General features: G+C 31.8%; 21 protein-coding genes. 10 read left to right on the forward strand and 11 right to left on the reverse strand.

Annotated elements, in window-relative coordinates; all coding sequences use genetic code 11:
• The first annotated feature begins 39 nt into the window (after window positions 1-39).
• Complete coding sequence (locus tag ACFSSB_RS12440; protein WP_379904715.1) at window positions 40-2631, forward strand: TonB-dependent receptor; 2592 nt, start codon at window positions 40-42, stop codon at window positions 2629-2631.
• Between the two features lie 104 nt (window positions 2632-2735).
• Entirely contained in the window at window positions 2736-3173 is a 438-nt protein-coding gene (locus ACFSSB_RS12445; protein WP_379904717.1) for a hypothetical protein, read from the forward strand.
• A gap of 213 nt (window positions 3174-3386) precedes the next feature.
• Here ACFSSB_RS12445 and ACFSSB_RS12450 read toward each other — a convergent pair whose 3' ends face one another.
• Entirely contained in the window at window positions 3387-4445 is a 1059-nt protein-coding gene (locus ACFSSB_RS12450; RefSeq protein ID WP_379904719.1) for an endonuclease/exonuclease/phosphatase family protein, read from the reverse strand.
• A 139-nt stretch (window positions 4446-4584) separates the two neighbouring features.
• Here ACFSSB_RS12450 and ACFSSB_RS12455 point away from each other — a divergent pair, with 139 nt between their 5' ends.
• From ACFSSB_RS12455 to ACFSSB_RS12465, 3 genes are all read left to right on the forward strand, one after another.
• A complete protein-coding gene (locus ACFSSB_RS12455; RefSeq protein WP_379904721.1) occupies window positions 4585-7356 on the forward strand; it encodes a carboxypeptidase regulatory-like domain-containing protein in 2772 nt (923 codons plus the stop codon).
• 37 nt (window positions 7357-7393) lie between these two features.
• The gene (locus ACFSSB_RS12460) at window positions 7394-8845 is read left to right on the forward strand and encodes a DUF5689 domain-containing protein (RefSeq protein ID WP_379904723.1); all 1452 of its coding nucleotides are present in this window, start codon (window positions 7394-7396) and stop codon (window positions 8843-8845) included.
• 74 nt (window positions 8846-8919) lie between these two features.
• Window positions 8920-9297 (forward strand): hypothetical protein, encoded by a 378-nt coding sequence (locus ACFSSB_RS12465; RefSeq protein WP_379904725.1) that lies wholly within the window; start codon window positions 8920-8922, stop codon window positions 9295-9297.
• Window positions 9298-9331: 34 nt separating this feature from the next.
• On the opposite strand, the gene ACFSSB_RS12470 is transcribed toward ACFSSB_RS12465, so the two are convergent.
• Window positions 9332-10303, reverse strand: coding sequence for an endonuclease/exonuclease/phosphatase family protein (locus ACFSSB_RS12470; protein ID WP_379904727.1), 972 nt, complete (start codon window positions 10301-10303; stop codon window positions 9332-9334).
• A gap of 200 nt (window positions 10304-10503) precedes the next feature.
• Here ACFSSB_RS12470 and hflX point away from each other — a divergent pair, with 200 nt between their 5' ends.
• Both hflX and ACFSSB_RS12480 read left to right on the forward strand, forming a co-directional pair.
• Window positions 10504-11721 (forward strand): GTPase HflX, encoded by a 1218-nt coding sequence (gene hflX / locus ACFSSB_RS12475; RefSeq protein ID WP_379904729.1) that lies wholly within the window; start codon window positions 10504-10506, stop codon window positions 11719-11721.
• A gap of 61 nt (window positions 11722-11782) precedes the next feature.
• Window positions 11783-14035 (forward strand): transglycosylase domain-containing protein, encoded by a 2253-nt coding sequence (locus tag ACFSSB_RS12480; RefSeq protein ID WP_379904731.1) that lies wholly within the window; start codon window positions 11783-11785, stop codon window positions 14033-14035.
• 347 nt (window positions 14036-14382) lie between these two features.
• Here ACFSSB_RS12480 and ACFSSB_RS12485 read toward each other — a convergent pair whose 3' ends face one another.
• The 8 genes from ACFSSB_RS12485 to ACFSSB_RS12520 all read right to left on the reverse strand — a co-directional run bounded on the left by ACFSSB_RS12485 (window position 14383) and on the right by ACFSSB_RS12520 (window position 22107).
• Window positions 14383-15357, reverse strand: coding sequence for a DUF3078 domain-containing protein (locus tag ACFSSB_RS12485; RefSeq protein ID WP_379904733.1), 975 nt, complete (start codon window positions 15355-15357; stop codon window positions 14383-14385).
• Window positions 15358-15452: 95 nt separating this feature from the next.
• On the reverse strand, window positions 15453-15971 hold the full coding sequence (locus ACFSSB_RS12490) for a DUF2480 family protein (protein ID WP_379904735.1): 519 nt from the start codon (window positions 15969-15971) through the stop codon (window positions 15453-15455).
• Window positions 15972-16050: 79 nt separating this feature from the next.
• Entirely contained in the window at window positions 16051-17886 is a 1836-nt protein-coding gene (locus ACFSSB_RS12495; RefSeq protein WP_379904737.1) for an ABC transporter ATP-binding protein, read from the reverse strand.
• Between the two features lie 13 nt (window positions 17887-17899).
• Window positions 17900-18223 (reverse strand): DUF59 domain-containing protein, encoded by a 324-nt coding sequence (locus ACFSSB_RS12500; RefSeq protein ID WP_215968451.1) that lies wholly within the window; start codon window positions 18221-18223, stop codon window positions 17900-17902.
• 79 nt (window positions 18224-18302) lie between these two features.
• Window positions 18303-18725 carry a SufE family protein gene (locus tag ACFSSB_RS12505; RefSeq protein ID WP_379904739.1) on the reverse strand — a complete coding sequence of 141 codons (423 nt, stop codon included), beginning with the start codon at window positions 18723-18725 and terminating at the stop codon, window positions 18303-18305.
• A gap of 52 nt (window positions 18726-18777) precedes the next feature.
• On the reverse strand, window positions 18778-19578 hold the full coding sequence (locus ACFSSB_RS12510; RefSeq protein WP_379904741.1) for an META domain-containing protein: 801 nt from the start codon (window positions 19576-19578) through the stop codon (window positions 18778-18780).
• Window positions 19579-19661: 83 nt separating this feature from the next.
• The gene (locus ACFSSB_RS12515; protein WP_379904743.1) at window positions 19662-20729 is read right to left on the reverse strand and encodes a zinc metalloprotease; all 1068 of its coding nucleotides are present in this window, start codon (window positions 20727-20729) and stop codon (window positions 19662-19664) included.
• Between the two features lie 163 nt (window positions 20730-20892).
• A complete protein-coding gene (locus ACFSSB_RS12520; protein WP_379904745.1) occupies window positions 20893-22107 on the reverse strand; it encodes an aminotransferase class V-fold PLP-dependent enzyme in 1215 nt (404 codons plus the stop codon).
• Between the two features lie 109 nt (window positions 22108-22216).
• On the opposite strand from ACFSSB_RS12520, the gene ACFSSB_RS12525 reads away from it, so the two are divergent.
• Genes ACFSSB_RS12525 through ACFSSB_RS12535 form a run of 3 tightly spaced genes read left to right on the forward strand, consistent with a single transcriptional unit; the run spans window position 22217 to window position 24666 of the window.
• On the forward strand, window positions 22217-22552 hold the full coding sequence (locus tag ACFSSB_RS12525) for a PadR family transcriptional regulator (RefSeq protein ID WP_379904748.1): 336 nt from the start codon (window positions 22217-22219) through the stop codon (window positions 22550-22552).
• Entirely contained in the window at window positions 22552-22980 is a 429-nt protein-coding gene (locus ACFSSB_RS12530) for a hypothetical protein (protein ID WP_379904750.1), read from the forward strand. The genes ACFSSB_RS12525 and ACFSSB_RS12530 overlap by 1 nt, the downstream gene beginning before the upstream one ends.
• A gap of 27 nt (window positions 22981-23007) precedes the next feature.
• Window positions 23008-24666 (forward strand): serine hydrolase domain-containing protein, encoded by a 1659-nt coding sequence (locus ACFSSB_RS12535; protein ID WP_379904752.1) that lies wholly within the window; start codon window positions 23008-23010, stop codon window positions 24664-24666.
• 146 nt (window positions 24667-24812) lie between these two features.
• Here the strand turns inward: ACFSSB_RS12535 and sufD are convergent, their stop codons facing one another.
• Entirely contained in the window at window positions 24813-26126 is a 1314-nt protein-coding gene (gene sufD, locus ACFSSB_RS12540) for a Fe-S cluster assembly protein SufD (protein WP_379904754.1), read from the reverse strand.
• Window positions 26127-26182 lie beyond the last annotated feature (56 nt).

Consider the following 26182-nt stretch of genomic DNA (forward strand, 5'->3'; position numbering starts at 1 on the left):
GTAATTTTGCAAAAAATTAAACCAATCTTATTTAATAAAATGAAAAAAATTTCAAGATTTTTATTTTTACTAGTAGCTTTCGTTACTACAGGAGCAATGGCACAAAGTACAGTTACAGGTACTATTATTGATGCCGAAATGAACGCGCCACTTCCGGCAGCGAACATTATAGAGAAAGGAACTGCAAATGGAGCGTCGTCAGATTTTGATGGTAATTTCAAAATTACAACGCAAGCAAACTCAGGAGAGGTTGTTATTTCTTATGTAGGTTATACAACAGTAACATTAAAATTTAATGGTAACACTAATTTAGGTAACATTACTTTAACTAGTGATAACTCATTAGAAGAGGTTGTTGTTATGGGGTCTGGAGTTATTGATTTAGCTGGTGATAGAAATACACCTGTTGCTGTATCTACAATTAAAGCCGCAGAAATTCAACAAAAAATAGGAACACAAGATGTTACAGCTACTTTAGTAAATACACCATCTGTATATGTTTCTGGACAAGCTGGAGGTTTTGGAGATACAAACATGCGTGTTCGTGGTTTTGACCAAGATAACACAGCATTCTTATTAAATGGGCAACCAATTAATGGTATGGAAGACGGTAAAATGTACTGGTCTAACTGGTCTGGTATTTCTGATATAGCAAGTGCTGTTCAAATTCAAAGAGGATTAGGTTCTTCTAAATTAGCAATTTCTTCTGTTGGTGGTACGGTAAACTTTGTTACTAAAGCTACAGACAAAAGAGAAGGTGGTTTTGTTGCTTTATCAACAGGGTATAACAATTACTTAAAAACTGCTGCTGGTTATAGCACAGGAATGAACGAAAAAGGATTCGGAGCTACAATAATGATGTCGCACTGGCAAGGTGATGGATATAACTTTGGAACTAAAGGAGAAGGACAAACTTATTTCATTTCTTTTGGTTATAAAGTAAATGATAAGCACAACTTAAACTTTTTAGTTACAGGTGCACCACAACAACATGATCAAAACTACAGAAAGAGAATTTCTGATTACTTAGAGTACGGAAAAAAATACAACTATAACTATGGGTACCGTAATGGTGAGTACTTAAGTTTAAGAACAAACTTTTACCACAAACCAGTTGCTAACTTAAACTGGGATTGGAATATCAATGACAAATCTAACTTATCTACTGTAGTTTATGCTTCATGGGGACGTGGAGGAGGAACTGGTGGTTATGGAGCTTATACTGCTTCTACTGACACTGGTTTAGTAGATTGGGATGCTACTATAGCTGCTAATCAAGATGTGACTGATGGTATTGGTAGTGGTAGTACTTATACAGGTTCTGCAATTAGAGCTTCAATGAATAACCATGCTTGGTACGGTTTAGTAACCAACTATGAAAATGAATTATCTGATAACCTTACCTTAAATGTAGGTGCAGATTTACGTACTTATAAAGGAACTCACTTTAGACAATTAGTAGATTTATTAGGCTTAAATGGATTTGATGAAGGGCAAATTAGCGCTCAGTATCCAGATGACTATGTTGTTTCTAATACTTATAGTATTAACCCTTGGTCTACGTTATTTAACTTTGCTGATGAAGAGGATAGAATTGATTACGATTATGATGAGCGTATTAACTATGGTGGTTTATTTGGTCAGTTAGAGTATGCAACAGATAGTTTCTCTGCATTTTTTCAAGGTGCTGTATCTACTCAATCTCACGTAAGATGGGATAGATTTAACTATGATGAAGCTAATGAAGAATCTGAAACGGTAAACAATACAGGTTTTAATATTAAAGCAGGTGCTAGTTATTCTTTAAATGAAAATAATAAAGTATATGCAAATGGAGGTTACTACTCACGTCAACCTTACCATGATAATATTTACTTAAACTATACCAATGACGTTAACCCATTAACGGAAAACGAAAAGATTTTTGGTATTGAAGTAGGTTACCAATATACATCTTCTGTATTCTCTGCATCTTTAGATTTATATAGAACATCATGGAAAGATCGTGTAGAGTCTTCTTCTTACACTGATGACGTAACTAATGCTTTATTATTTGAAACAGATGAAGGAGTTGAGCAATTACACTCTGGAGCAGAGCTTCAATTACAATATAAGCCAATCAATTCTTTAAGAATTAAAGGTTTTGCTTCTGTTGGTAACTGGGAGTATGTTGGTGATGCACAAACAACAACAAGAAACGAAAACCTAGAAACATTATCTGTTGAGATGGATGATGTAGATGGTGGTAAAGTTGGTGGTGCTGCACAAACAACATTTGGTTTAGGTGCAGATTTTGAAATAGTGGAAAGATTCTCTATTGATGCTGACTACAGATTCTATGATAACTTATATGCTGATGTTGGAGCAATTAAAGAAAACTTAGAGTTGCCAAACTACAGTTTAGTAGATATGGGATTATCTTACAAAATGTTAGTTGGTAAAGACAAAACAAATTCTGTAAACTTCAGATTTAACATTAACAACTTATTAGACGAAGAATATTTCTCTCAATCTAGTACAGCAATTCAAGCAGAAGCTGGAGATGCTACTTACTTAGGAGTTAATCAAAATAACCAAGTGTACTTTGGAAACGGAAGAACTTGGAACTTCGGAATTAGATTTAAATTCTAATTTGTAAAAATTATTGGTTTAAAAACCTCTTCATTAATTTGAAGAGGTTTTTTTATGCTTAATAATTACTACATTTGTTTTTAAACTAATTAAACATAAATTATATGTACAGTATTGTAAAAAACCTTCATTCTTATTGGGCTTATTTGGTCCTTATTATTTTAATACTAGCAGTAGTAAATAGCCTAATTAAAACGTTTAGTGATAAAGAGTATGAAGCTAAAGATTTTAGAATAGCATTGTTTACACTTATCGTTACACATATTCAATTATTAATAGGTTTGGTATTGTATTTTACTTCACCAAATGGTGTGCAAAACATTGTTAATAATGGTATGGGAGGATTATCTTCTTTTGCAAGACTTCTTGCTGTAGAGCACCCTTTTGTAGGTATTTTAGCAATAACTTTTATTACTATTGGTTACTCTAAACACAAAAAGAAATTAACGTCTAAACCAAAACATAAAACCATAGCTATATTTTACACTATTGGCTTAATATTGGTTTTAACTAGAATACCTTGGAGTGTTTGGTTAGGTTAAAAGCGTTTGTTGTTTAAACATCAAGAAAAGAATTGTTAAACAAAGATTCTTTTGCTTGGTTTAAATGCTATTATATTAAAAAAGGCTTCCAGTAAGGAAGCCTTTTTTAGTGTTATAATGTAATGCTTTATGCACTATAATATTTGTTCTTTCTTTTTGTTTGAAAGCGTGTTGTATTCCGTTTAATAAACACACAGAATGCACTGTTAAGTATTATTCGGTAATTTCTTTAATAAGATAGGTGTATACAGGAAAATGATCACTATAACCATTTGTAAATCCTCCATCAGCAAAACTACGCTTTGGGTATCCTTTATATCTTCCGTGTTTGTTTACTAAATAGTTTTTGTTAAAAATACCTGCTTTATACAATCTAAAAGAAGAGTAGTCTTTTTCTAATAATGGTTGTGTTACCATAATTTGATCAAATAAACTCCAAGCATCTCTGTATGCTGTAGTACCTAAACCTTCTTTTTTATACATGTTAGTGTATGGGTTGTAAAGACCTTTAAAACCAACTTTCTTTTTGTTGCTTTCTGCTTTTAAAACATCTGTAACACTAGCGTTGGTTGGGTCATCATTTAAATCTCCCATAATAAAAACCTTTGCGTAAGGATCTATAGATTGTAAAGAATCTAATAATCTCTTGGTAAGTTTCGCTGCAGCAACACGTTTTGGTCTACTTTTAGCTTCTCCACCACTTCTTGAAGGCCAGTGGTTAACAATTACATGAATCATTTCACCTTCTAATTTACCACTTACTAATAATTGGTCTCTAGTATAAATTCTTTTGTTAGAGCTGTCATCAAAAATTTTTAATTCATGACTACTTGTAGATAAAGGAGTAAAAAATTTCTTTTGGTATAAAAGCGCAACATCAATACTTCTTACGTCTGGTGAGTTGTAGTGCACAATACCATAGTCTTGATGAATTAAGGAAGAGTCGTTTACTATATCTTCAAGTACTTCTCTGTTTTCAACTTCACTAACTCCTAATAGTACAGGAGAGTTGTGTGTTACGTCTTTACCTACTTCAGAAATTACTCCAGCCATGTTTTTAACTTTCTGAAGATATACTTCAGATCGTTTGGTTTTCATTTCCATTATAGGACTTCTTTCATCAAACTTCGTTTTGTCATTAATAGTATCAAATAGGTTTTCTAGATTGTAAAATCCTACAGTATGGACTTTAAATTTCTTTTTTTCTTGAGCTTGTGCAGATAATAGCACTGTTAAACACAGTGTTGTAAGCCAGAATTTTAAATTTTTCATGAATGCAAATGTTATGTTATAGTTATGTTAATACAAAACTCCTGCCAAATGTAAATATTTATTATAAAAAATGTAAATTTGCGTGCTTTAAATAATATTTATTTAATGTATTAAAAGTTTACTAACTATAAATTTAAGTATGCAAAAAAGATTATTAATTCTTTTCTTCGGAATTTTATCAGGCTTTACCATGGTTGCGCAGCAAACAATGGTAACAGGAAGTGTTAAACAACCAATTTCTCAAGAGCCTATTTCAGATGTTACTGTAACTATTGAAGAAACAAATCAATCTACTCAAACAAATGAGCTAGGAGTGTTTTCGTTTAGCAGTAACTTGCCATTAGGCGAACAAGTTTTAAAATTAACTAAAGATGGTTACGTTCCTCAACGTTACCCAATTGTAGTTAATGAAGGACAAACATTAACCATAAACGATATGGTAATGGAAAGAGACCTTGCTGGAAATGATTTATTTACCATCGCACTTTCTGATGATGAGTTAAATGATGATACTAGTGGAGCAGATAATATTTCTGGTTTACTTTCTTCTTCACAAGATGTTTTTCAACGTACAGCAGCTTTCGAGTTTAGCTCTTCTTTCTTTAAAGTAAGAGGTTTAGATTCTGACAACGGTTCTGTTTTAATCAACGGAATTGAAATGAACAAGCTTTACAATGGTAGACCACAATGGAGTAATTGGGGTGGACTAAATGATGTAATGCGTAACCAAGAGTTAACTACAGGTTTAACACCTTCAGCGTATAACTTTGGTGGTATTTTAGGAACAACAAACATCAACACTAGAGCTTCTTCTTATAGAGAAGGTGGTCGTGTAACATACTCTTCTTCTAACAGAAGTTATACTAACCGTTTAATGGCTAGTTATTCTTCTGGAGCTTTAGAAGGTGGATGGGCTTATTCTATTATGGCTGGAAGACGTTGGGGAGATGAAGGATATCAAGATGCTTCATTATATGACTCTAACTCATTCTTTGCATCTGTTGAAAAACAATTTGGCGATAAGCATAGCTTAAACTTTACATCAATCTATGCACCAAACCGTAGAGGTAAATCTTCACCAAATACACAAGAAGTATATGACCTTAAAGGTATTCAATACAACGAATATTGGGGATGGTTAGATGGTGAGAAAAGAAACTCTCGTATTAAAGAAGTAGAAGAACCAATCTTAATGTTAAACCATTACTGGGATATTTCTTCTAAAACAAAATTAAATACCAATGTTGGTTACCAATTTGGTAAATTAGGAAATAGTCGTTTAGACTATTCTGGAGGTACTAACCCAAGTCCTGCATACTACCAAGACTTACCAAGTTATTTCTTGGCAGATGATGATGGACCAGATTACGAAGGTGCATATTTAGCACAACAAAACTTTTTAGATAACGGTCAAATTGATTGGGAGTATATTCTTACAGCCAACCAAAACAATAATATAGATGCTAATGGTACTGCTCCAGCTGCATATGTGTTATATGAAGATCGTGCAGATGATAAACAACTTACTGTAAATTCTATCTTAAGTTCAGAAATTAATGAAAACATTTTAGTGAATGCTTCTCTTAATTACAAGAAATTAAAATCGGAAAACTTTGGTGAAATAATCGACTTATTAGGTTCTACAGTTGGAGCTTTAAACGTAGATTCTTTTGATAACTACCAATACGATGCTCAAAATCCAGATCGTTTAGTAGGAGAAGGAGATAAATTTAGATATAACTATAATTTATTTGCTGATGTACTTTCAGGATATGCACAAGCACAATTTAAATACAACAAAATTGACTTTTTCGTTTCTGGTAGTGTAACAAATACAACATACCAAAGAGAAGGTTTATGGCAACACAGTAGATTTGAAGATAACTCTTTAGGAAAAGGGGAAGAACTTACCTTTAATGGTTTTGGAGCTAAAGGAGGATTTACTTATAAAATAACTGGTAAACATTTAATAGATGTAAATGGTGGTTATATTACTAGAGCTCCTTCATTACGTAATACATTCTCTAACTCTAGAGAAAACGATAACGTAGTAAGAGGTATTGAAGAAGAAAAAGTAACTTCTTTTGATGCTAGTTATATTTTTAGATCTCCAATTGTAAAAGCAAAATTAACAGGATTCTATTCTACAATTAAAGATGCTAATGAAGTAGGTTTCTACTACGCAGACGGATTAAGTGGTGATGCTATTGCAGAAAATGAAACTTCTGCTTTTGTACAAGAAGTTTTAACAGGAATCAACAAAAAGAATATTGGTGTTGAATTTGGTATTGAAGCACAAGTAACACCTACTATTAAATTAAAAGCTGCAGGTTCTGTTGGTCAATATACTTATGACAACAATCCTGATTTATACTTAACTTCTTCTAGTTTTGAGTCTGAAGATGGATCTATTTCTTACGGACAAGCAAACCTTAAAGATTACAAAGTTGCTGGAGGACCACAACGTGCAGCATCTGTAGGTTTTGAATATAGAGATCCAGATTACTGGTGGTTTGGTGCAACAGCAAACTTTTTCTCTAATGCATATGTAGATGTTAATGCTTTAACTAGAACAGAAAACTTTTACTTAGATGCAGATGGCTTACCTTTTAATGATTATGACCCAGAAGTGGCAACAGAATTATTAAAACAAGAAGAATTTGATGAATACATGGTGGTAAACCTTGTTGGAGGTAAATCTTGGAAAATAGACCAATATTACATTGGCTTTTTTGCAAGTGTAGGAAACGTACTAGATAAAGAATATAAAACTGGTGGTTTTGAACAAGGTAGAAACGCAAACTATAGACAGTTAAGAGACGATAATGCCAACCCAACACCTACATTTGGTTCAAAATATTGGTATGGTCGTGGTGCTAATTACTTTGTAAATGTGTACTTTAGATTTTAGAAAAAAAAGAAAAATTAATAAAACAAGATTACGAATTATGAAAACTAATAAATTTTTAACCATCATATTGGCATTTGTTGCTTGTATAGCAATAACGTCTTGTGTACAAGATGACGATTATACTGTACCTAATAGTCTAGGAGATGAAGAAAACGAAGCATTAACAGAATTATTAGCGCAGTTAGCAGACGTAAATAGCGGTGTAACTGAATTAACAATAAGTCAAGTTAAAGAACTTTATACAGCATATGAAGATGCGCAATCAGGATTTGATTATGATAAATTTTATCAAATTACATCTAATGTAGTAGTTAAAGGATATGTATCTTCTTCAGATGCAACAGGTAACTTTTACAAAGAATTTTTTATTCAAGATAGCCCATCAAACCCAACTGCTGCAATACAAGTAGTATTAAACCAAGCAGATTCTTACAACCAATTTAACCAAGGTAGAGAAGTTTATATTAAACTTCAAGATATATATGTAGGTTTAACTTCTTCAGAAGTTATTGCTATTGGTGGTAAAACAGATGATGATGAAGTAGGGCAGTTTACTGCAACACAAATTCCTGATTATATTTTAAGATCTACAAATACAGAAGTAATTACTGCTTTAGATGTTAACTTATCTTCTATCAACGAATCTCATGTTGGTATGTTTGTTAAAATTGATAACGCAGAATTTCCTGCTTATTTAAATGGGGAACTTTACGGAGATTCTTCAGAAGATTTTGATACACAAAGAGCATTACAAGCTTGTGATGGTTTTTCTTATTCAAACTTTATTGTAGAAACTAGTTCTTTTGCTAATTTTTACAACAGTCCTTTACCAGTAGATAAAGGTGGTTCTATTTCAGGTATTGTAACAAAATCTTATGGAGGAGATGATTTAGTATTAGCTTTAAACTCTTTAGAAGATGTAGTTTTTGATCAAGAAAGATGTGTATTATGGAATGAAGATGATTTTTCAGTAGTTTTTGAAGAAGATTTTGAGTCTATGCCAACATATACAACTATTGCATCTAACGGATGGTTAGCTTATGCACAAGAAGGTGGTTACAACTGGAGAGCAGTTACTTCTTCAGATAGTGGAAATAACACAACTATTGCTTCTATGAGTGCATATAACTCTGGTGATGCTTCTAACATTACTTGGTTAATTACACCAGGAATTGATTTAGATGCTACTAGTGATGAGTTTTTAAACTTTGAGTCTTCTAATAGCTTCTCTGATGGTAGTGAGTTAGAAGTGTTAATCTCTACAGATTGGGATGGTACTGAAGCAGGTGTTTTAACTGCTACATGGTCTACTTTAGATGCACAAATAGTAGAAGATTCAGAATTTTACCAAAACTGGGTAAGCTCAGGTATTGTTGATTTAAGTACATATGCAGGTTCTATTAATGTTGCTTTTAAATACACAGGAGGTGATGTTGATGATTTTACTGGTACTTTTGAAATTGATAATGTTAAAGTATTAGGACAATAGTCTTAACAATAAACGTATAATAAAACCTGCTAATTTATTTTAGCAGGTTTTTTATTTTTAATAACCAACCTTGTATGACACTTTTTGACACCTTATTCTTTAGCGTTTTTAAGCATTATAAAGATGCCAAAAACAAAAAAGCGAACCAACTAGCAACTGTTTATGTATCGGTTTTACAATGTGCTTTACTATTGCTTCTTGGCGTTTTCTTTGCAGGATTTTTTAAGCAAATGAACATGACTACCATGTCGCAAGACAAAGCAATTGTTATATTTATTTTAGTAAGTATATTTATTTTCTTTAAAAACTGGATGCAGTACGCAGGACAAAAAAGAAAAGTATTAAATGCTAAAATGCTTAGAAAAAAAACAGCAACATATAGTATTTTTATGCTTTGGTTGCTTCCTGTTGCTAGTATTGTTTTAGCAATAATTATTTATCAAGCGGTTTAAGTTTTCAGTCTATAGTTGGTAGTATACTCTATAATTAAGAGTTTTCTTCTAAAACTACATACACAGGAAAATGATCACTATAACCTCCTTGGTATTTTGTACCAGCGTAGGTTCTATATGGTGAGCCTTTGTATTTACCTGTAGTAACCTTTAAAAAATCTTCATCAAAAATATTAGCACTTTCGTATTGTAAAGTGTTTTTGTTTTTTTCAAAAAAGTTAGTGGTAACTAATATTTGATCAAACAAATACCATCTTCTTTGGTGTTTTGTGGTTCCTCTAGTGTAAGAACGCAAAGTTTCCATTGGGTTAAATAAATCAAAAGCAGTAACTAATCGCTTTATTGTTTTGCTAGAAGGATCATCATTAAAATCGCCAATTACAAGAATTTTAGCATCAGGATCTTGAAGTTTTAAGTTAGAGATAATCTCTCCAACTTTATTAGAACCAGCCATTCTTTTATGTTCGGTTTCTTTTTCGCCTTCGCGTCTAGAAGACCAATGGTTTACAATAACATGTATTTTACTACCAGCAAGTAAACCTGTAACTAACAAAATATCTCTAGTATAATCAGGTAAACCTTTGTCGTTATACAATTCTAACGAAAATACTGTAGAGCTTTCAACCGTAAAAACAGTGGTGTCATAAAGTAAAGCAACATCAATTCCGCGTTCATCTTTAGAGTCGTAATGCACAAAATCATAATTGCAATTTTTTAAATGTTTAGTGGCAATTAATCCTTTTAAAACAGTAGCGTTTTCTACTTCGGCTAAACCTACAAGTGCAGGATGTTTTCCGTTTTCTTTTCTTCCTATATTAGAAATAACATAGCTTAACTTTCTTAATTTGTTTTGATACCTTTTTAATGTCCAACGTTTATTAGCCGTTGGTAACATATCATTATCATATTTCTTTTCTTCATCAAAAATATCAAACAAATTTTCAGTGTTATAAAAAGCTATAGTATGTAATTTGGTGTTCACAGAAATATCAGAAAAAGCATTCATTCATTCATTCATTATAGTTATTCGGTTTGCAATATATGCAGTATACCACTTTATTAAATACGCTGGTGTTATGGTAATAGAGTTAAAAATAGAAGTAAAATGGGTGTCTATTTTTAATGTAAATAACGTATTTATCTTTCGTCAAAAATATAAAAATTAAACTGCTTACAATTCATTAACTTTGTACTTTAATTTTACGTATGCTAGAGAAAAAAAATATAGAGCTTGAAAAAGCAGTTTTAATAGGAGTAATTACTAAAAGTCAAGATGAAGACAAGTCTAAAGAATATTTAGATGAGTTAGAGTTTTTAACCTACACAGCAGGTGGTGAAGTTTTAAAACGCTTTACCCAAAAAATGGATATGCCAAATCCTAAAACCTTTATAGGTACAGGAAAGATGGAAGACGTGCGCAAATTCATTGAAGAGAATGAAGTAGGTACTGCTATTTTTGATGACGAACTCTCTGCAGCGCAAGAACGAAATATTAGTAAAATCTTAGAGTGTAAAGTGCTAGATAGAACCAATCTTATTCTAGATATTTTTGCACAAAGAGCACAAACTAGTTATGCTAGAACGCAAGTAGAATTAGCACAATGCCAATATTTATTACCTCGTTTAAAAGGAATGTGGACACACCTGGAAAGACAAAAAGGGGGAATTGGAATGCGTGGACCTGGAGAAACAGAAATTGAAACCGATAGACGTATTGTAAGAGATAGAATATCTTTATTAAAAGACAAAATAAAAACCATAGACAAACAAATGTCTGTGCAAAGAGGTAATCGTGGACACATGGTACGTGTTGCACTTGTTGGGTATACCAACGTTGGTAAATCTACCTTAATGAATGTTATTAGTAAAAGTAAGGTCTTTGCAGAAAATAAGTTATTTGCAACGCTAGACACCACAGTACGTAAAGTAGTAATACAAAATTTACCTTTTTTATTAAGTGATACTGTTGGTTTTATACGTAAACTACCAACACAATTAGTAGAGAGTTTTAAAAGTACACTAGACGAGGTTAGAGAAGCAGATTTGCTTTTACATGTTGTAGATATTTCGCATCCTAATTTTGAAGAACACATAGAATCTGTAAACAAAATTTTAGGTGAAATAGACAGTACAGACAAACCTATGATTATGGTTTTTAATAAAATTGATGCCTATAAAGCAGAACCTTTTGATGAAACCGATTTAATTGCAGAACGTACCGAAGAGCATTACTCTTTAGCAGAATGGAAAAACACCTGGATGCATAGAGTAGGTAAAAACAATGCTTTGTTTATTTCTGCATTAAATAAAAAGAATATAGAAGAATTTAAAAAACGCGTGTATAATGAGGTTCGTGAAATTCATGTTACTCGTTTTCCGTATAACCATTTTCTATATCCTGATTATTCTGAAGAGGAAGAATAACTATTTCTTTGCACAATACTATTTTTAACAAATAATTCAAGATTTTTTACGTTTCAATACTATGCAAAAAATACTAGCATTGATGAAAAAAAAATGGATTAAGTGGCCTTTGCTAGCTATTGCTGCAGGAATACTTTTTGTAATTGGCTTATACGCAAGTGTGTATTTAGGTGTTTTCGGAAAATTACCAACAAATGCTACATTGGCTTCTTTAAAACAAGCCGAAGCTACACAAATACTAGATGCTAACCAGAAACTCATAGGTAAATACTTTATCTATGATAGACAACCATTAAAATATGCAGACTTACCAAAACACCTTATTGATGCTTTAGTTGCTACAGAAGATGTTCGTTTTTATGAGCATGATGGAGTAGATAATATAAGCCTGCTTCGTGTGTTTTTTAAAACCATACTTTTACAAGATAGGTCGTCTGGAGGAGGTAGTACCATCACTTTGCAGTTGGCTAAAAATATTTTCGGAAGAAAAGACTATGTGTTTTTAAGTATGCTTATTAATAAATTCAAAGAATCTATTATTGCTAAGCGAATGGAAAATATATACTCTAAAAAAGAAATTCTTACACAGTATTTTAATACAGTTCCGTTTCCAGATAACACCTATGGTATAGAAAGTGCTTCGCAAAAGTTTTTTAATAAATCGGCAACAGCATTAACAATATCAGAAGCTGCAACACTAGTAGGAAGCTTAAAAGCCAATAATAGTTACAACCCAAGATTACATGTAAAACGCAGTCAAGCACGAAGAGATGTAGTACTTAATCAAATGGTTAAATACAACTACTTAACTAGTGCAAAGGCACAAGAGATACAACAAGAAGACATTAGCATAGATTATCAATCTTTTAATCATGATTTAGGTGTAGCTCCTTATTTTCGCGAACAAGTAAAAAAAGAACTAGCCACTATTTTAAAAGATTATAAAAAAGAAAATGGCGAAGCGTATGATATTTATAACGATGGATTAATTGTACACACTACCTTAGATTATACCATGCAAACCCTTGCGGAAGATGCAATGAAAGAGCATTTAACAGCTTTGCAAAAAGCTTTTGAAAAATCTTATGGTAAAAACGCTCCTTGGAAAACCAATAAAGCACTAATAGATAAAGCTATAAAAAAATCACCTATCTATAAAAGCTATAAAAAAGCAGGTTTAACAGAAGCTCAAATAGAACAAAAATTAGCAGAAAAGCAGGATATCGAGCTTTTTGAGTGGCAAGAAAATACTACCAAAAACATATCTATTAAAGATAGCTTACAGCATTATTTAAAGTTTTTAAACACAGGAATGATTGCTATAGACCCAGAAACAGGAGCTGTAAAAAGTTATATTGGTGGTATAGACTATCGTTATTTTAAATACGATCATATTTCACAAAGCCAACGTCAAGTTGGTTCTACTTTTAAGCCCTTTGTGTATACAGCAGCAATAGAAAATGGCATGGAGCCTTGTACTTATTTTTCTGTAAAACCAATTACCTATACCAATTATAAAAACTGGACACCAACAAATTCTGGAGCTCAAGAAGAAGACCCATTTTTAAATTATAACCTTGAACGCGCTTTAAGCACCTCTGTAAATACTATTGCTGTAAAAGTGCTACAAGAAGTAGGTATACAAAATGTGCTAACACAAGTAAAAAAGTTAGGCATAGAAAAAGAACTACCAAACCAACCTTCAATAGCATTAGGTGTAGCAGAAATAAACATCAAAGATTTGGCAGGAGCCTATGCAAGCTATGTAAACAATAGCAAAGCAGTAAAGCCATATTATATTACAAAAATTGAAGACAAAAACGGAAAGGAAATAGTCGCTTTTAAGCCACAAAAAACAACTTCTAAAGCATATAGCGATTTCACCAGACAAGTGCTGTTAGAAATGATGAAATCTACCGTAAATAAAGGTACAGCAACTAGATTAAGAACAACCTATCAATTAAAAAACGACATTGCAGGAAAAACAGGAACCACGCAAGACAATAAAGACGGTTGGTTTGTTGGTATTACACCTAAATTGGTAACCATAAACTGGGTAGGAAATGACAATTACAATATAGGATTTAAAACCACAGGAATGGGACAAGGTGCAAATTCTGCCTTACCAATATTTGCTAAGTTCTACCAAAAATTAAATGCAGATGCTAGGTTTAATTCCATAACCAAAAGCCATTTTGAAAGCGCATCTACAGAAGTTTTAGAAGCCCTGAATTGTAATCCAGAAAAACGCGATGGTTTTATAAAAAGACTGTTTGGCAACAAGAAGAAAAACAAAAAGTTTAAAAGTAATTAGTACTCTTTTTATAATTTTTAGGGCAATTTGCTTTTGCTGAAAAAGCAAAAGCAACCAGGCTTTACACTATATCTTTTTAAAACAGTATTACTTATAGTTTGTTAGGTGCTACTATCTTTGTTAGGTGTTATACTAAAGGTCATTATACTTTACATTTTAAAAAGGATGCCGTTGCAATCCTTATTGCAGCTAATCCTGTATGTTTATAGTTAGCATAAATAATAATATAATTTGTTAGGTGTGTTTTTAAGCTTGAAAAGGCGCTTTGCTACAATATAGTATAAAACAAAAAACGCGCTTCTTTTGAAGCACGTTTTTAATAGTGTAATTTTTCTTTTTCTAATACTTTAGAAACCGTAGTTAAATCCTAAACCAAAAGCTTCTCTAATTTGAAAACCGTTGCTGTTTGCATTGTCATCATAGATTGCTTGAAATACAAAGTTAGCAGAAATGTATTTGTTTATAGACATACCAAGGTTCATAGTATAGTCGATATCTACATTTTGAGGATCTTCTAAATAGTTTGTGTATAATGCTAAGATGTTTTCCATAGCAATATTTTTTAGTAAGTTTAATTTGTAGTATCCTCTTAAGGCAGCACCTAATTCAAAACGAGTACTATCACCAGCTTCAACACCAAAGTATCCACCAGCATCATTAAACTGAGCATCTGTTAATCCAAGAGCAGCAGCATCTGTATACTCATCATGTACTATAATTAATTTTGCAGCAGCAGGAGAAATCATAACGTTTAAGTTATCTGATTTTTTCCAAAACATACCAGGACCAGCTTGAAAATAAGCAGGTGAGAAAAAGTGAGTGTTACCATCTGCACCTCTATCTAATTGTGTTTTTGCATTAAAGTATGCAGAGTAAAACCAATTAGCGCTAGCTTTTTTACCAGCTAAAGAGTTTAATTCTATTCTGTCATTTGACTTTGTAAAATTCTCATCTCCTTTGTTTTTTAATACTCCATAATCAACAATAAGTTTGTTGTCCCAGATGTAATCTCCTTTAATTAAGTTTGCATCGTAGTTGATTAATAAGTTAGCAGCAGTATTACCAATACCTCCACCAGTCCATTCGTTGTTGAATGCAGATTGGTTAAAAGTTACTAATATATTACCACCTGTTCTCCAACCTGGTAAAGCATCAATTTGTGCTTGTAAAGCATTAGCTTCTGCTTGTGCAGCATCAGCAATTGCTTGCTTTTCTGCTTTCTTTGCAGCTAATTCTTCTTTTGTTAAATTGTTTTCATCTGTCTGTGCGTTTACTGAAGCTACTCCAATAAATAACGCTACTAATAAAAAGATTTTTTTCATTTTGATTGTTTTTTTTGAACGCGCAAAATTAAGTATTAAGCGAACAATTGTTTACATGGTTGTTAGTATTTTCTTAGTAAAATAGACAAAGCAACCTATTTTGCCGATGAAGTACTTTTATATAGAGGGACAGAAGAACATGCTTCACCAAACATAATAGATTTTGCAATAGGTTTTAACTTATTAGTAATCATTATGTATGCGCTTGATGGAACAGGTTTTTTTGAACATCCTTTAATAATTATTGGTTTGTTTTTAAAAGAACTAACATCTAAAGTATATATAATGTCTTGGTACAAAGAAGTCTCTAAGGTTTCTAAGGTTCCTAAAACAGTTTTTTTAGCAAAAGGTGCTAATTGAATTGTTAATAACATATATGCCCAATCTGGCACTATAGCATCTGTAGTACAAGTTAAAGCCACAAAAGCATCTTGGTATTGAGACCAATCATGCTCTTTTACTAAAGCTCTAAAGTCTTTTTCACGTAATACAAAACCTTCATAAAGCCAGTCTTTAATATCAAAGAGGATGCGTTTTCCTTGCGGATAATAATCTTCTAAATCAAAAACTTCTAGTTTGCTATTTGCAACGCGGTTTATAATTTCTTCTGCCATAGTACTAATATACGTGTTTTTAAATTATTTGTTGTAAGTGGGTTTTAAAGGAATTCTTTAAAATAATGAATGTGTATGCTTATAGGTAGCCTTCGGCTTGTAGTGTAAACAAATCGGCATACAACGATTTATTTTTCATTAGTTCTTCATGAGTACCAATTTCTAAAACACGACCTTCTTCAAGAACTAAAATTCTATTTGCTTGCCTAACAGTACTAAATCTATGCGATATAATAACACTTGTTTTGTCTTGGGTTAAGCCAATAAAACGATCAAAAACTTCGCTTTCTGCCTTAGCATCTAATGCAGAAGTAGGCTCGTCTAAAATCATCACTTTAGCGTCTTTCATGTAGGCTCTTGCTAATGCTACTTTTTGCCATTGTCCGCCAGAAAGTTCTTGTCCTTTAGCAAAACGTTTTCCTAATTGTTGGTTATAACCAAACTTTAACTCGTTTACCACTTCATTAGCTAAGCTAAGCTGTGCTGCATTTTCTATTTTAGATTGGTTGTCTATTTCATCAATATCACCAATGGCTATATTTTCTTTAACTGTAAATTCATATTTAAAAAAGTCTTGAAAAATAACACCAAAATATGTTTGGTATGTTGCTTTATTAAATCGGTTTATATTAATTCCATCTAATAAAATTTCACCAGAAGTAGGTTCGTAAAAACGTAATAGTAATTTGGTTAATGTTGTTTTTCCTGCTCCGTTTTGACCCACAAAAGCTATTTTTTCGCCAGCTTTAATAGTAAAACTAATACCTTTTAAAATTTCGTTATCAGATCCTGGATAGGCAAAACGTACATTTTTAAATGTAAAGCCTTCTTTAATTGTTTCAGGAAGTGGTATATCTTCTTTATGTGTTGGTTCTATAGATATGTCAAGAAAATCAAAATAATCTTTTAAGTATAATGCGCTTTCTGTAATGCGTGTAAACTTTGAAAAGAAGTCTTGTAAATTTTTAGTAAGCCTGTTAAAAGAACCAGATAAAAAGGTTAATTCACCTAAAGTGATTGCACCAGAAATAACTCTGTAAATAATAAATACATAAGCACCATAATAACTTAAAGTACCTAAAACATTAAATACAAAACCTAGTGCAGAGCGTTTTACTGCTAGTTTTTTATTAAGCTCGTAGTATTCTTGTGATAGGTTTTTAAATCTATCTACTACAAAATCGGTTAAACCAAAAAGTTTAATTTCTTTTGCTGTTTTATCATTTGCACCAATAAAACGCAAGTAGTCTAATTCTCTGCGTTCTGCAGTCCATCCTCGAGCTAATGAATATTGCTGTTGGCTAAACCAAATTTCGTTTATAAAAGAAGGAATAATACTTAATACTAAAAGAATGATTAGGTAAGGTTCAAAATAAATTAAACCAGCAACTAAAGTTAAAATAGAAATTAAGCTTTGTACTTCGCCAAGTGCGTTAGACATTAAGCCTACACGACTTGTTGTTTGCGTTCTTGCTCTTTCTAATTTATCATAAAACTCTGCGTCTTCTAGCAGACTAATGTTTATTTGGTTTGTTTTTTTGATGATTCTTACCGAAGAATCTATAGAGTAAGAATCACCAAGCAGACTATCTGTTAATGAAATAGCTCTGCTAACTAAATCGGATAAAATAATTAAACCAAACTCTATGGCAACATAGGTCCATAGAGAGGTTAAATCTGAAACATCTGTTTTTGTTTGAAGAATTATTTCATCAATAATTATCTTACCAACCCACAGAATGACAACAGGTAAAATAGCACCAATACCTCTGCAAAATGCAGATAATAGAAATAGTTTTTTGTTGGTTTTCCAGATTTCTTTAAAAAATCGTGGAATAAAAACCAACGCGCTAAACGACTTCTTTAAATTGGTTTTTTCACCATCTTTAAGAGATGTTAGTTTACGTCTTGGCATTGGCTAATTTTAATTAAAGCATACCAAGTTCTAACTTCGCTTCTTCACTCATTAAATCTTGAGACCAAGGCGGATCGAAAGTAATTTCTACTTCTGCATCTTTTACCTCGTTTAAAGATTTTACTTTTTCTTCTACTTCTAACGGAAGTGTTTCTGCTACAGGACAGTTTGGTGTAGTCAAAGTCATTAAGATTTTTACATCATAATCTTCGTTTACAAAAACGTCATAAATTAGTCCTAATTCATATATATCTACAGGAATTTCTGGATCGAAAATAGTTTTTAAAACTTTTACAATCTTTTCTCCTAGTACGGAAGTGTCTATAGTTTCGCTCATTGAAATTGTATTTTTTGTTCCCATAAAAATGGGAATCTTTTTCATATTAAATGTTTTGCTACTTGAGTAGTAATAGCAATTAGCTTAATTGTGTTTGGTATGCAATAGCATATAATTTTAATTGCTTGATCATGCTTACTAAACCGTTAGCTCTGGTAGGAGATAAGTGTTCTTTAAGACCTATTTGATCAATAAAATCGGTGTTTGCTTCTAATATATCTTTTGGATGTTGGTTAGAGAACACGCGAATTAAAATAGCAATAATACCTTTTGTAATTATGGCATCACTATCTGCAGTAAAAGCTATTTTATCCTCTTTTAATTCTGCATGTACCCATACTTTACTTTGGCAGCCTTTAATAATATTATCTTCGGTTTTATATTGTTCTTCAATAAGTGGTAAAGATTTTCCTAAATCTATCATATATTGATAGCGTTCTTCCCAATCTTCAAACATGGAGAACTCTTCAATTATTTCGTTTTGTACCTCTTGAATATTCATGGTTTTTTATTTTAAGCAAAAATACAATTTAGTATTATTTTCATCATTATAATTATTGTTTTTCCGTCATACTTAAAATAGTACTTACTAGATCTTCAATTTTTGTATTTGGTTGTCCATGATCAAAAGTTTGTGACCTATAGGTTTGTCCGTTTTTAACAATAGTTAAAATAGCTCCAGCTGCTCCATCATATTGGTGTGCTTTTGAAGGTGCCTCTAGGTTAGGTAATTCTTTTGCGTTTACCGCATTTAATTTAGCGTAGATAGCATCTTTTTCTTCCGCATTAAAGGTTCTAGTTTCTGCTTTTGTACGTCTATCTTTTTGATAAGTAATACTGTCATTTTTTACCACAATATTTATAAACGTACCTCTGGTAACAGCAGTATACTCTATGGTATACTCTTCTTTTTGTGCTTCTTTTGTACTTTCGCTTTTAGCTGCTTGTACTAAGGTATCTTTTGCATTGTTTAATGTTAATACGCTGTTAGCTATAGAAAAAGTATTTGCATTTTCTAGAGCGCTTATAAGGTTTTGTTCAGCAGGCATTGTTTCTTTACAATACATTCTTGTAGCAATGATATTGGTAAACGCAATATTGTTTCCGTCTACAGTATAATTACCAGAAAACCTATTACATCCAGCATAGCCAGAAACACGGTTTGTAGTTTCATCAAAACTTAAATAGGTATCTGATGGTAATTCATCAATAGCCACTAATGAAGAAACTAGGTATCTTCCAGAAAGTGTTTCTGTTTGTTTTGCGTCTGTATTATCTTGCATATTAGATGTAGCTTTAGAGTTTCCACAAGAGTTAAGTGTAAAAACGGTAAGTAGTATTGTAATGAATTTCATAATTTTCATTTATTATAATTTAAAATATAATATACAAAAAAGACGCCAAAGTTGGCGTCTTTTAATATTTATGACATTTTTTTTTAATTCAGCATACTTTCTCTTGCTCCTCCAGATTCAAAAATAGATCTCATTCTTAATTTTTGTCCTTCAGAAAACATGTACATGCATGAATCATCTACATAGTCCATGTAGTTCATTGTCATGTCAGTAGTTCGACAATTTACAGTAGGATAAGAAGGGCATCCATAATTAGCAGCATCTGAGGTTGGTGTGTCTGTAACAAAATCATCTCTGTTGCATCTTCCATCTCCCCAAATATGACGTAAGTTTAAATAATGACCAACTTCATGTGTTAAAGTTCTTCCTTCATTATAAGGAGCTGCAGAACCACCAGGTAAACTAGAATATAATACAACAACTCCATCTGTTGCAGATGGACCACCCGGAAATTGTGCATAACCTAAAATGCCACCACTTATATTACAGATCCAAATATTTAAATGTGTAGATGGTGAAACAGGAGGATACGCGTCTTTTACGGCGTCATTAGTACTCCAAGCTGAAGTAGAATTTGAATGTCTGAATGTGTTTGCTAAAGTGAAGTTGATTTCACTATCAGCTACTAATCCAGCAAATTCGCTTGGTACTTGATTAATATCATTATTAGAAGCTCTAAAATCATCATTTAAAACTGCTATTTGCGCATTTATTTGATTATCACTAACATTTTGTTGCGCATTACTATATACTACATGTATGTTAACAGGAATATTAATAATACCTAAGTTATCTGTAACAGGATCTGTTCCTCCGTCATTACCACCACCACTATTTCCGTTGCCATTGCCATTTCCATTAGGCTTTTTTGCATTTATTTGTGATCGAGTATGGTACTCAATATCGTACAGTTTTTTTTCTAAACTAGGGTCTTCATTTAACATCCTATTTAAATTTACCATGGAATAGCAGGATTTTAACTTACTATTATTAGCTACCTTTTCAGCTTCGTCAAGATCAGCATCCGTATAAACATAAAAATCACTCATGTCAATTTTGGACTGTTCGTTGGTATTTATGACATTTTGGTCATCATTACAAGACGTAAATAACATTGCAATAGTTGCAAAACTTAAAACTATTTTTTTCATTTTTTTATGGTTTAGGTTAAAATGTTGTTAAAAATACATTTTAAAAGATAAAAAAACGTATATGTCATAAAATTTATTCTAAAATTTTACAGAATATTTATTTTGAACACAAAAAAAAACACCTGTGAAGGTGTTTATTTATTTGATTTGCAAAGGCCAAACTTTATGAAAGCATCATTTTAGCTTTCTTTACACCAGAAACTAAGGTATCAATTTCTTCTTTTGTGTTATAAAACGCAAACGATGCACGTACGGTTCCTGGAATTTTAAAGTACTCCATAATAGGTTGTGCGCAATGGTGTCCTGTTCTAACAGCAATTCCTAGTTTATCTAAAATAGTACCAACATCATAAGGATGAATGCCTTCTAAATTAAAAGAAATAACCGAAGTTTTATTTTTAGCAGTTCCGTAAATTTTTAAACCTTCAATTTCTAAAAGTGCCTTAGTAGCATATTCTAAAAGGTCGTGTTCATAGGCAGCAATAGCATCAAAACCAATAGCATTCATATAATCTATTGCAGAACCAAAAGCAATACCACCACAAATATTTGGTGTTCCTGCTTCAAATTTATGCGGTAAACCAGCGTAAGTAGTTTTTTCAAAAGAAACTTCAGCAATCATTTCTCCTCCACCTTGGTAAGGAGGTAGTTTGTTTAACCATTCTTCTTTTCCGTAAAGCATACCAGATCCTGTTGGTCCACACATTTTATGTGCAGATGCTACATAAAAATCTACGTCTAATGCTTGTACATCTGGTTTTATATGCGGACAAGCTTGTGCGCCATCAATTAAAACAGCAGCACCAACTTGATGTGCTTTTTTAATAATTTCTTCAATAGGATTTATAGTACCTAATGCATTAGAAATATGATTTACAAAAACAAGTTTGGTATTGCTATTTAGTAATTTAGCATATGCCTCCATAACCAATGCACCATCTTGGTTCATAGGAATGACCTTTAAAACAGCACCAGTTTTTTCGCATAACATTTGCCAAGGCACAATATTACTATGATGCTCTAAAGCCGAAACAATAATTTCGTCTCCTTTTTTTAAGATGGAAGCAAAACCGTTAGCAACTAAATTTATACTATGGGTAGTACCAGAAGTATAAATAATTTCATGTGCATGTTTTGCATTAAAATGTTTCTGAATGGTATGTCTTGCAGCTTCATATTTATCTGTAGCTTCTTGACTTAAAGCATGTACACCACGATGAATATTCGCGTTGTAATTGCTATAATAATCTACAATAACATCTATTACTTGTTGTGGTGTTTGTGATGTTGCTGCATTATCAAAATACACCAAAGGTTTTCCGTTTACTTCTCTTTTAAGTATAGGAAAATCTGCTCTTATTTTCTTCAAATCTAACATGCTACAAATTTACGTTTTGTTTAATAAATGAAGTGTAAAGAAAAAGATAAAAGATGAAATTTATTATAATTTTATTGAAATGCATTTAAATAAAATGTATATTTGAAATATGTATAGCAAAGAATTAACAAAAGGAACCTTACAACCCATCATATTAAAGCTCATTAGCGAAAGAGAAAAAATGTATGGTTATGAAATAACCCAAGAAGTAAAAAAACTTACGTTGGGTAAGATTGATATATCTGAAGGTGCATTGTACCCAATACTGCATAAGCTAGAAGCCAAAGGAACTTTAGAAACAGAAAAAGTATACATTGGTAAACGTGTTAGAAAGTATTACAAAGTTACAGTAGAAGGCAAAAAGGCAGTAGAAGAAGTTACACAAGAGATTAATAATTTTATAGATACCTTAAATTTAATTTTTAACCCAAAACCAGCTTTATAATGCAATTAGAAGAAAAACATATTGATTTTATTACTAACAGTTTAAAGTTTCATGGTGTTAAAGATACAGCGTTACTTGAAGATTTAGTAGACCATATTTGCAGCTATATAGAAAATAAAGACAGTCAGGACTTTGATGCATTATATCAAGAAGCACTGCAAAAATTTGGTGGTTATGCAAGTTTTAAGCATTTGCAATTAGAGACCAATTTACAGCAGTTTAATACAGAAAGAAAAGTGCTTAATAAGCTAAAATTTGTACTTGGAAGCGCGATGCTTATACTGTTAGTTCTTGGTATGTTGTTTAAAATTATGCATTGGCCTTATGCAAGTTTACTTTTAACCGGAGCCATACTAGTCTTTGCTTTTGGTATTCTTCCTGTTCTTTTTTATGCCAAATATAAAAGGTCTGTTTATAAATATTCTTAAACTAAAAAGGATTCTTAATTATATCTAATGCGAAATACAAAATTAGTAACAACTGTTTTTTGTTGTCTTATTTGTGCTTATTTAAGTGCTCAAAACAAATACACTTCAAAGATTAATGAACTTCTTGAAAAATATGAAAGCGCAGACGCTCCAGGCTTAAGTGTAAACGTTATTTCAGGTAAAGAAAGTATCTATGCTAAGGGTTTTGGTTTGGCTAATTTGGATTATAACATTAAAAACTCTGACACTACTATTTTTAGTTTGGCATCTATTGCAAAACAATTTACAGCTTCTGCTATTTGGGTATTGGTTCAGGAAGGTAAAATTCAGTTAGAAGATGATATTAGGAAGTATTTACCTGAATTTCCAGTATACGAAGAACCTATAAAAATTAGACATTTATTGAACCATACTAGTGGTATTCGAAATTATCATGCGCTAATGGCTTTGTATGGTTTCGATTATGATCAAACATATTACGATAATAATACGGTGTTTGCATTGGCATGTAAGCAAAAAGGATTGAGTCATCTTCCTGGCGAAAAAGTAGCATATTCTAATACGAATTATACTTTATTAGCACTTATTATTGAGCGCGTTTCGGGACAAAATTTAAACGAATTTTTAAAAGTTAATATTTTAAATCCGTTAAAAATGCATGCTACTTTTGTGCGCGTAGCAAATGGTAAAACTATAAAAAATAAAGCGGTTGGTTACCAAAAACGGAATAATGGATTTGTACATGACTCTAGTAATCAATTGAGTTATGGCGCTGGTAGCATGGGTTCTTCTGTTCAAGATATGGCGATTTGGATGCAGATGCTAAATGAGCAAATTCTAGAATTTAAACCCTTAGCTCAATTTTTAAAAACAACAGAGGTTTTAAACACTGGTGAGAAAGCAAAATACGCACGTGGTATTATGATAGATACGTATAAAGGTTACACAGTTGCAGGACATAGCGGCTATGCTTTTGGTGGTCGTTCGCAATTAATTACTATTTCTAAAAAGGAAATAGGTATAGTAGTGCTTACTAATTTACAATCTATTAATGCGCCAGAAATTGTCTATCAAATTTTAGATATTTTACTGGCCGATGAAGAAACTAGCGAAGCTATTCATTCTACTGATGTAAATTTTGAGCCCGCAAAATTGGATGCGTTTACAGGCGATTATAAGGAGATAAATAGTGATATGACTATTCAGATTTTTGTTGAGAAGGACACTTTAAAATCGGAAGGATCGATAGGAAGAAGGGCAACTTCGTTATTGCAATTTGCGGATAATAAATTTCATAGAAAAAATAGTCCTCAAGTGAAATATGATTTTACACCTGCAAGTACTCATGATATGATTATTCTATTTGGTGGTACTCCTTTTTATTTTAAGCGTGCTGTATTAATAGATTCGGAAACGGTAAATAATAATGATTTTGTGGGTTCTTATTTTTCTGAAGAACTAGACGTTACCTATCATTTTTTTGTAGAGAATGATGTGCTTAAATTATCTTATACGAATAATAAGAACATTCATTTACATCCTGTTCAGTTAGATGAATTTGGGAATAACAGAAGAACACTTTATCGTTTTACTAGAGACAAAGAAAACCATATTATAGGAATGCTTTTGTACAGTGAAGGTACTATAAAAGATATTTTCTTTGAAAAGAAAGCGGTTACTAATTAGTGTGCTAGTTGGTTTCTTTCTAACAAAAGTATCAAGAAGCAAAGCATTGCAAGCGTGACATGTACTAAATAAAAAAACCTCAAACTATACAGTTTGAGGTTTTTATTTATGTTTAAACAGGAAAACCCTATCTATATATTAATGTATTAAAGATCAAAACCAATATTGACACCTAATTTGGTTGCAATAAGTTTATTAATACGTTTTTTTAATTCTGGAATTTTTACAGTTTCTAATACGTTATTAGCAAAAGCATACATTAATAAAGCTTTAGCTTCTTTTTGAGGAATACCTCTAGAACGTAAGTAAAACATAGCACTTTCATCTAGTTGACCAATAGTACAACCATGAGAACATTTTACATCATCTGCAAAAATTTCTAATTGTGGTTTAGAGTTTATGGTTGCTTTATCACTTAAAAGTATGTTGTTGTTAGATTGAAACGCATTGGTTTTTTGTGCTTCTTTGTTTACAATAACCTTACCATTAAAAACACCTGTAGCACCATCGTTAAAAATACCTTTGTAGTCTTGGTGACTTTCGCAATTAGGTTCTATATGGTGTACTAATGTGTTGTGATCTACGTGTTGTTTGTTTCCAATAATTGTAATACCATTTAAAGTAGAGTCCATGTGTTCTCCGTTTTGGTAAAAATTAAGGTTGTTACGTGTTAGTTTACCTCCAAAACTAAAAGTATGTACAGAAACATGACTTTCGCGTTTTTGATTTACATAAGTATTATCAATTAAAGACGCGTTGGTGTTATCGTTTTGAATTTTATAGTAATCTATAATAGCACGTTTGTTTCCAAAAATTTCGGTAACACTGTTGGTTAAAACAGGATGGTCTGATAAACTCTGGTGACGTTCAATAATTTGTACGTGAGAGTTTTCATCTACAACAATTAAGTTACGTGGTTGTTGCATTAAAGCAACTTCACTTCCTGTAGAAAAATGTATAATTTGAATTGGTTTGTTTACCAATTTATTTTTAGGAATATGAATATAAGCACCTTCTTGTGTAAAAGCTGTATTTAATGCAGTTAAGCTGTCTTTAGCAGCTACTTTATTAAAATAGTTTTCAATAACAAGACGATATTTAGGTTTGCTTAAAGCCGCAGACATTAAACAAACATCAATTCCGTCATGTGTAGTTTGCGATAAATGCGAAGCATATTTACCATCTATAAAAACAATTTTATAGGTGTCTATATCATGAATAAAGTACTTTTTAACATCACTATACTCTATAGCATTTTCCTGTTTAGGAAAAACACTGTAGTCATGTTTTAAAATACTGTTTAACGATGTATATTTCCAAGCTTCTTCTTTTTTTGAAGGAAAACCTTTTGTTTCAAAGGTTTTTATCGCTTCACTTCTAATATCATGTATTGCAGTATCTACATCTACGTGATTTTCGAAAGCTAAAAATGAGGAAACTAATTTTTCTTTTAAATCCATTATTATAAGTCTTCAGTAATCTGTTTTCATCTTCAGTTTATTGCAATACAAACTGC

This window comes from Lacinutrix gracilariae, from assembly GCF_042684485.1.
Lineage (GTDB): Bacteria > Bacteroidota > Bacteroidia > Flavobacteriales > Flavobacteriaceae > Oceanihabitans > Oceanihabitans gracilariae.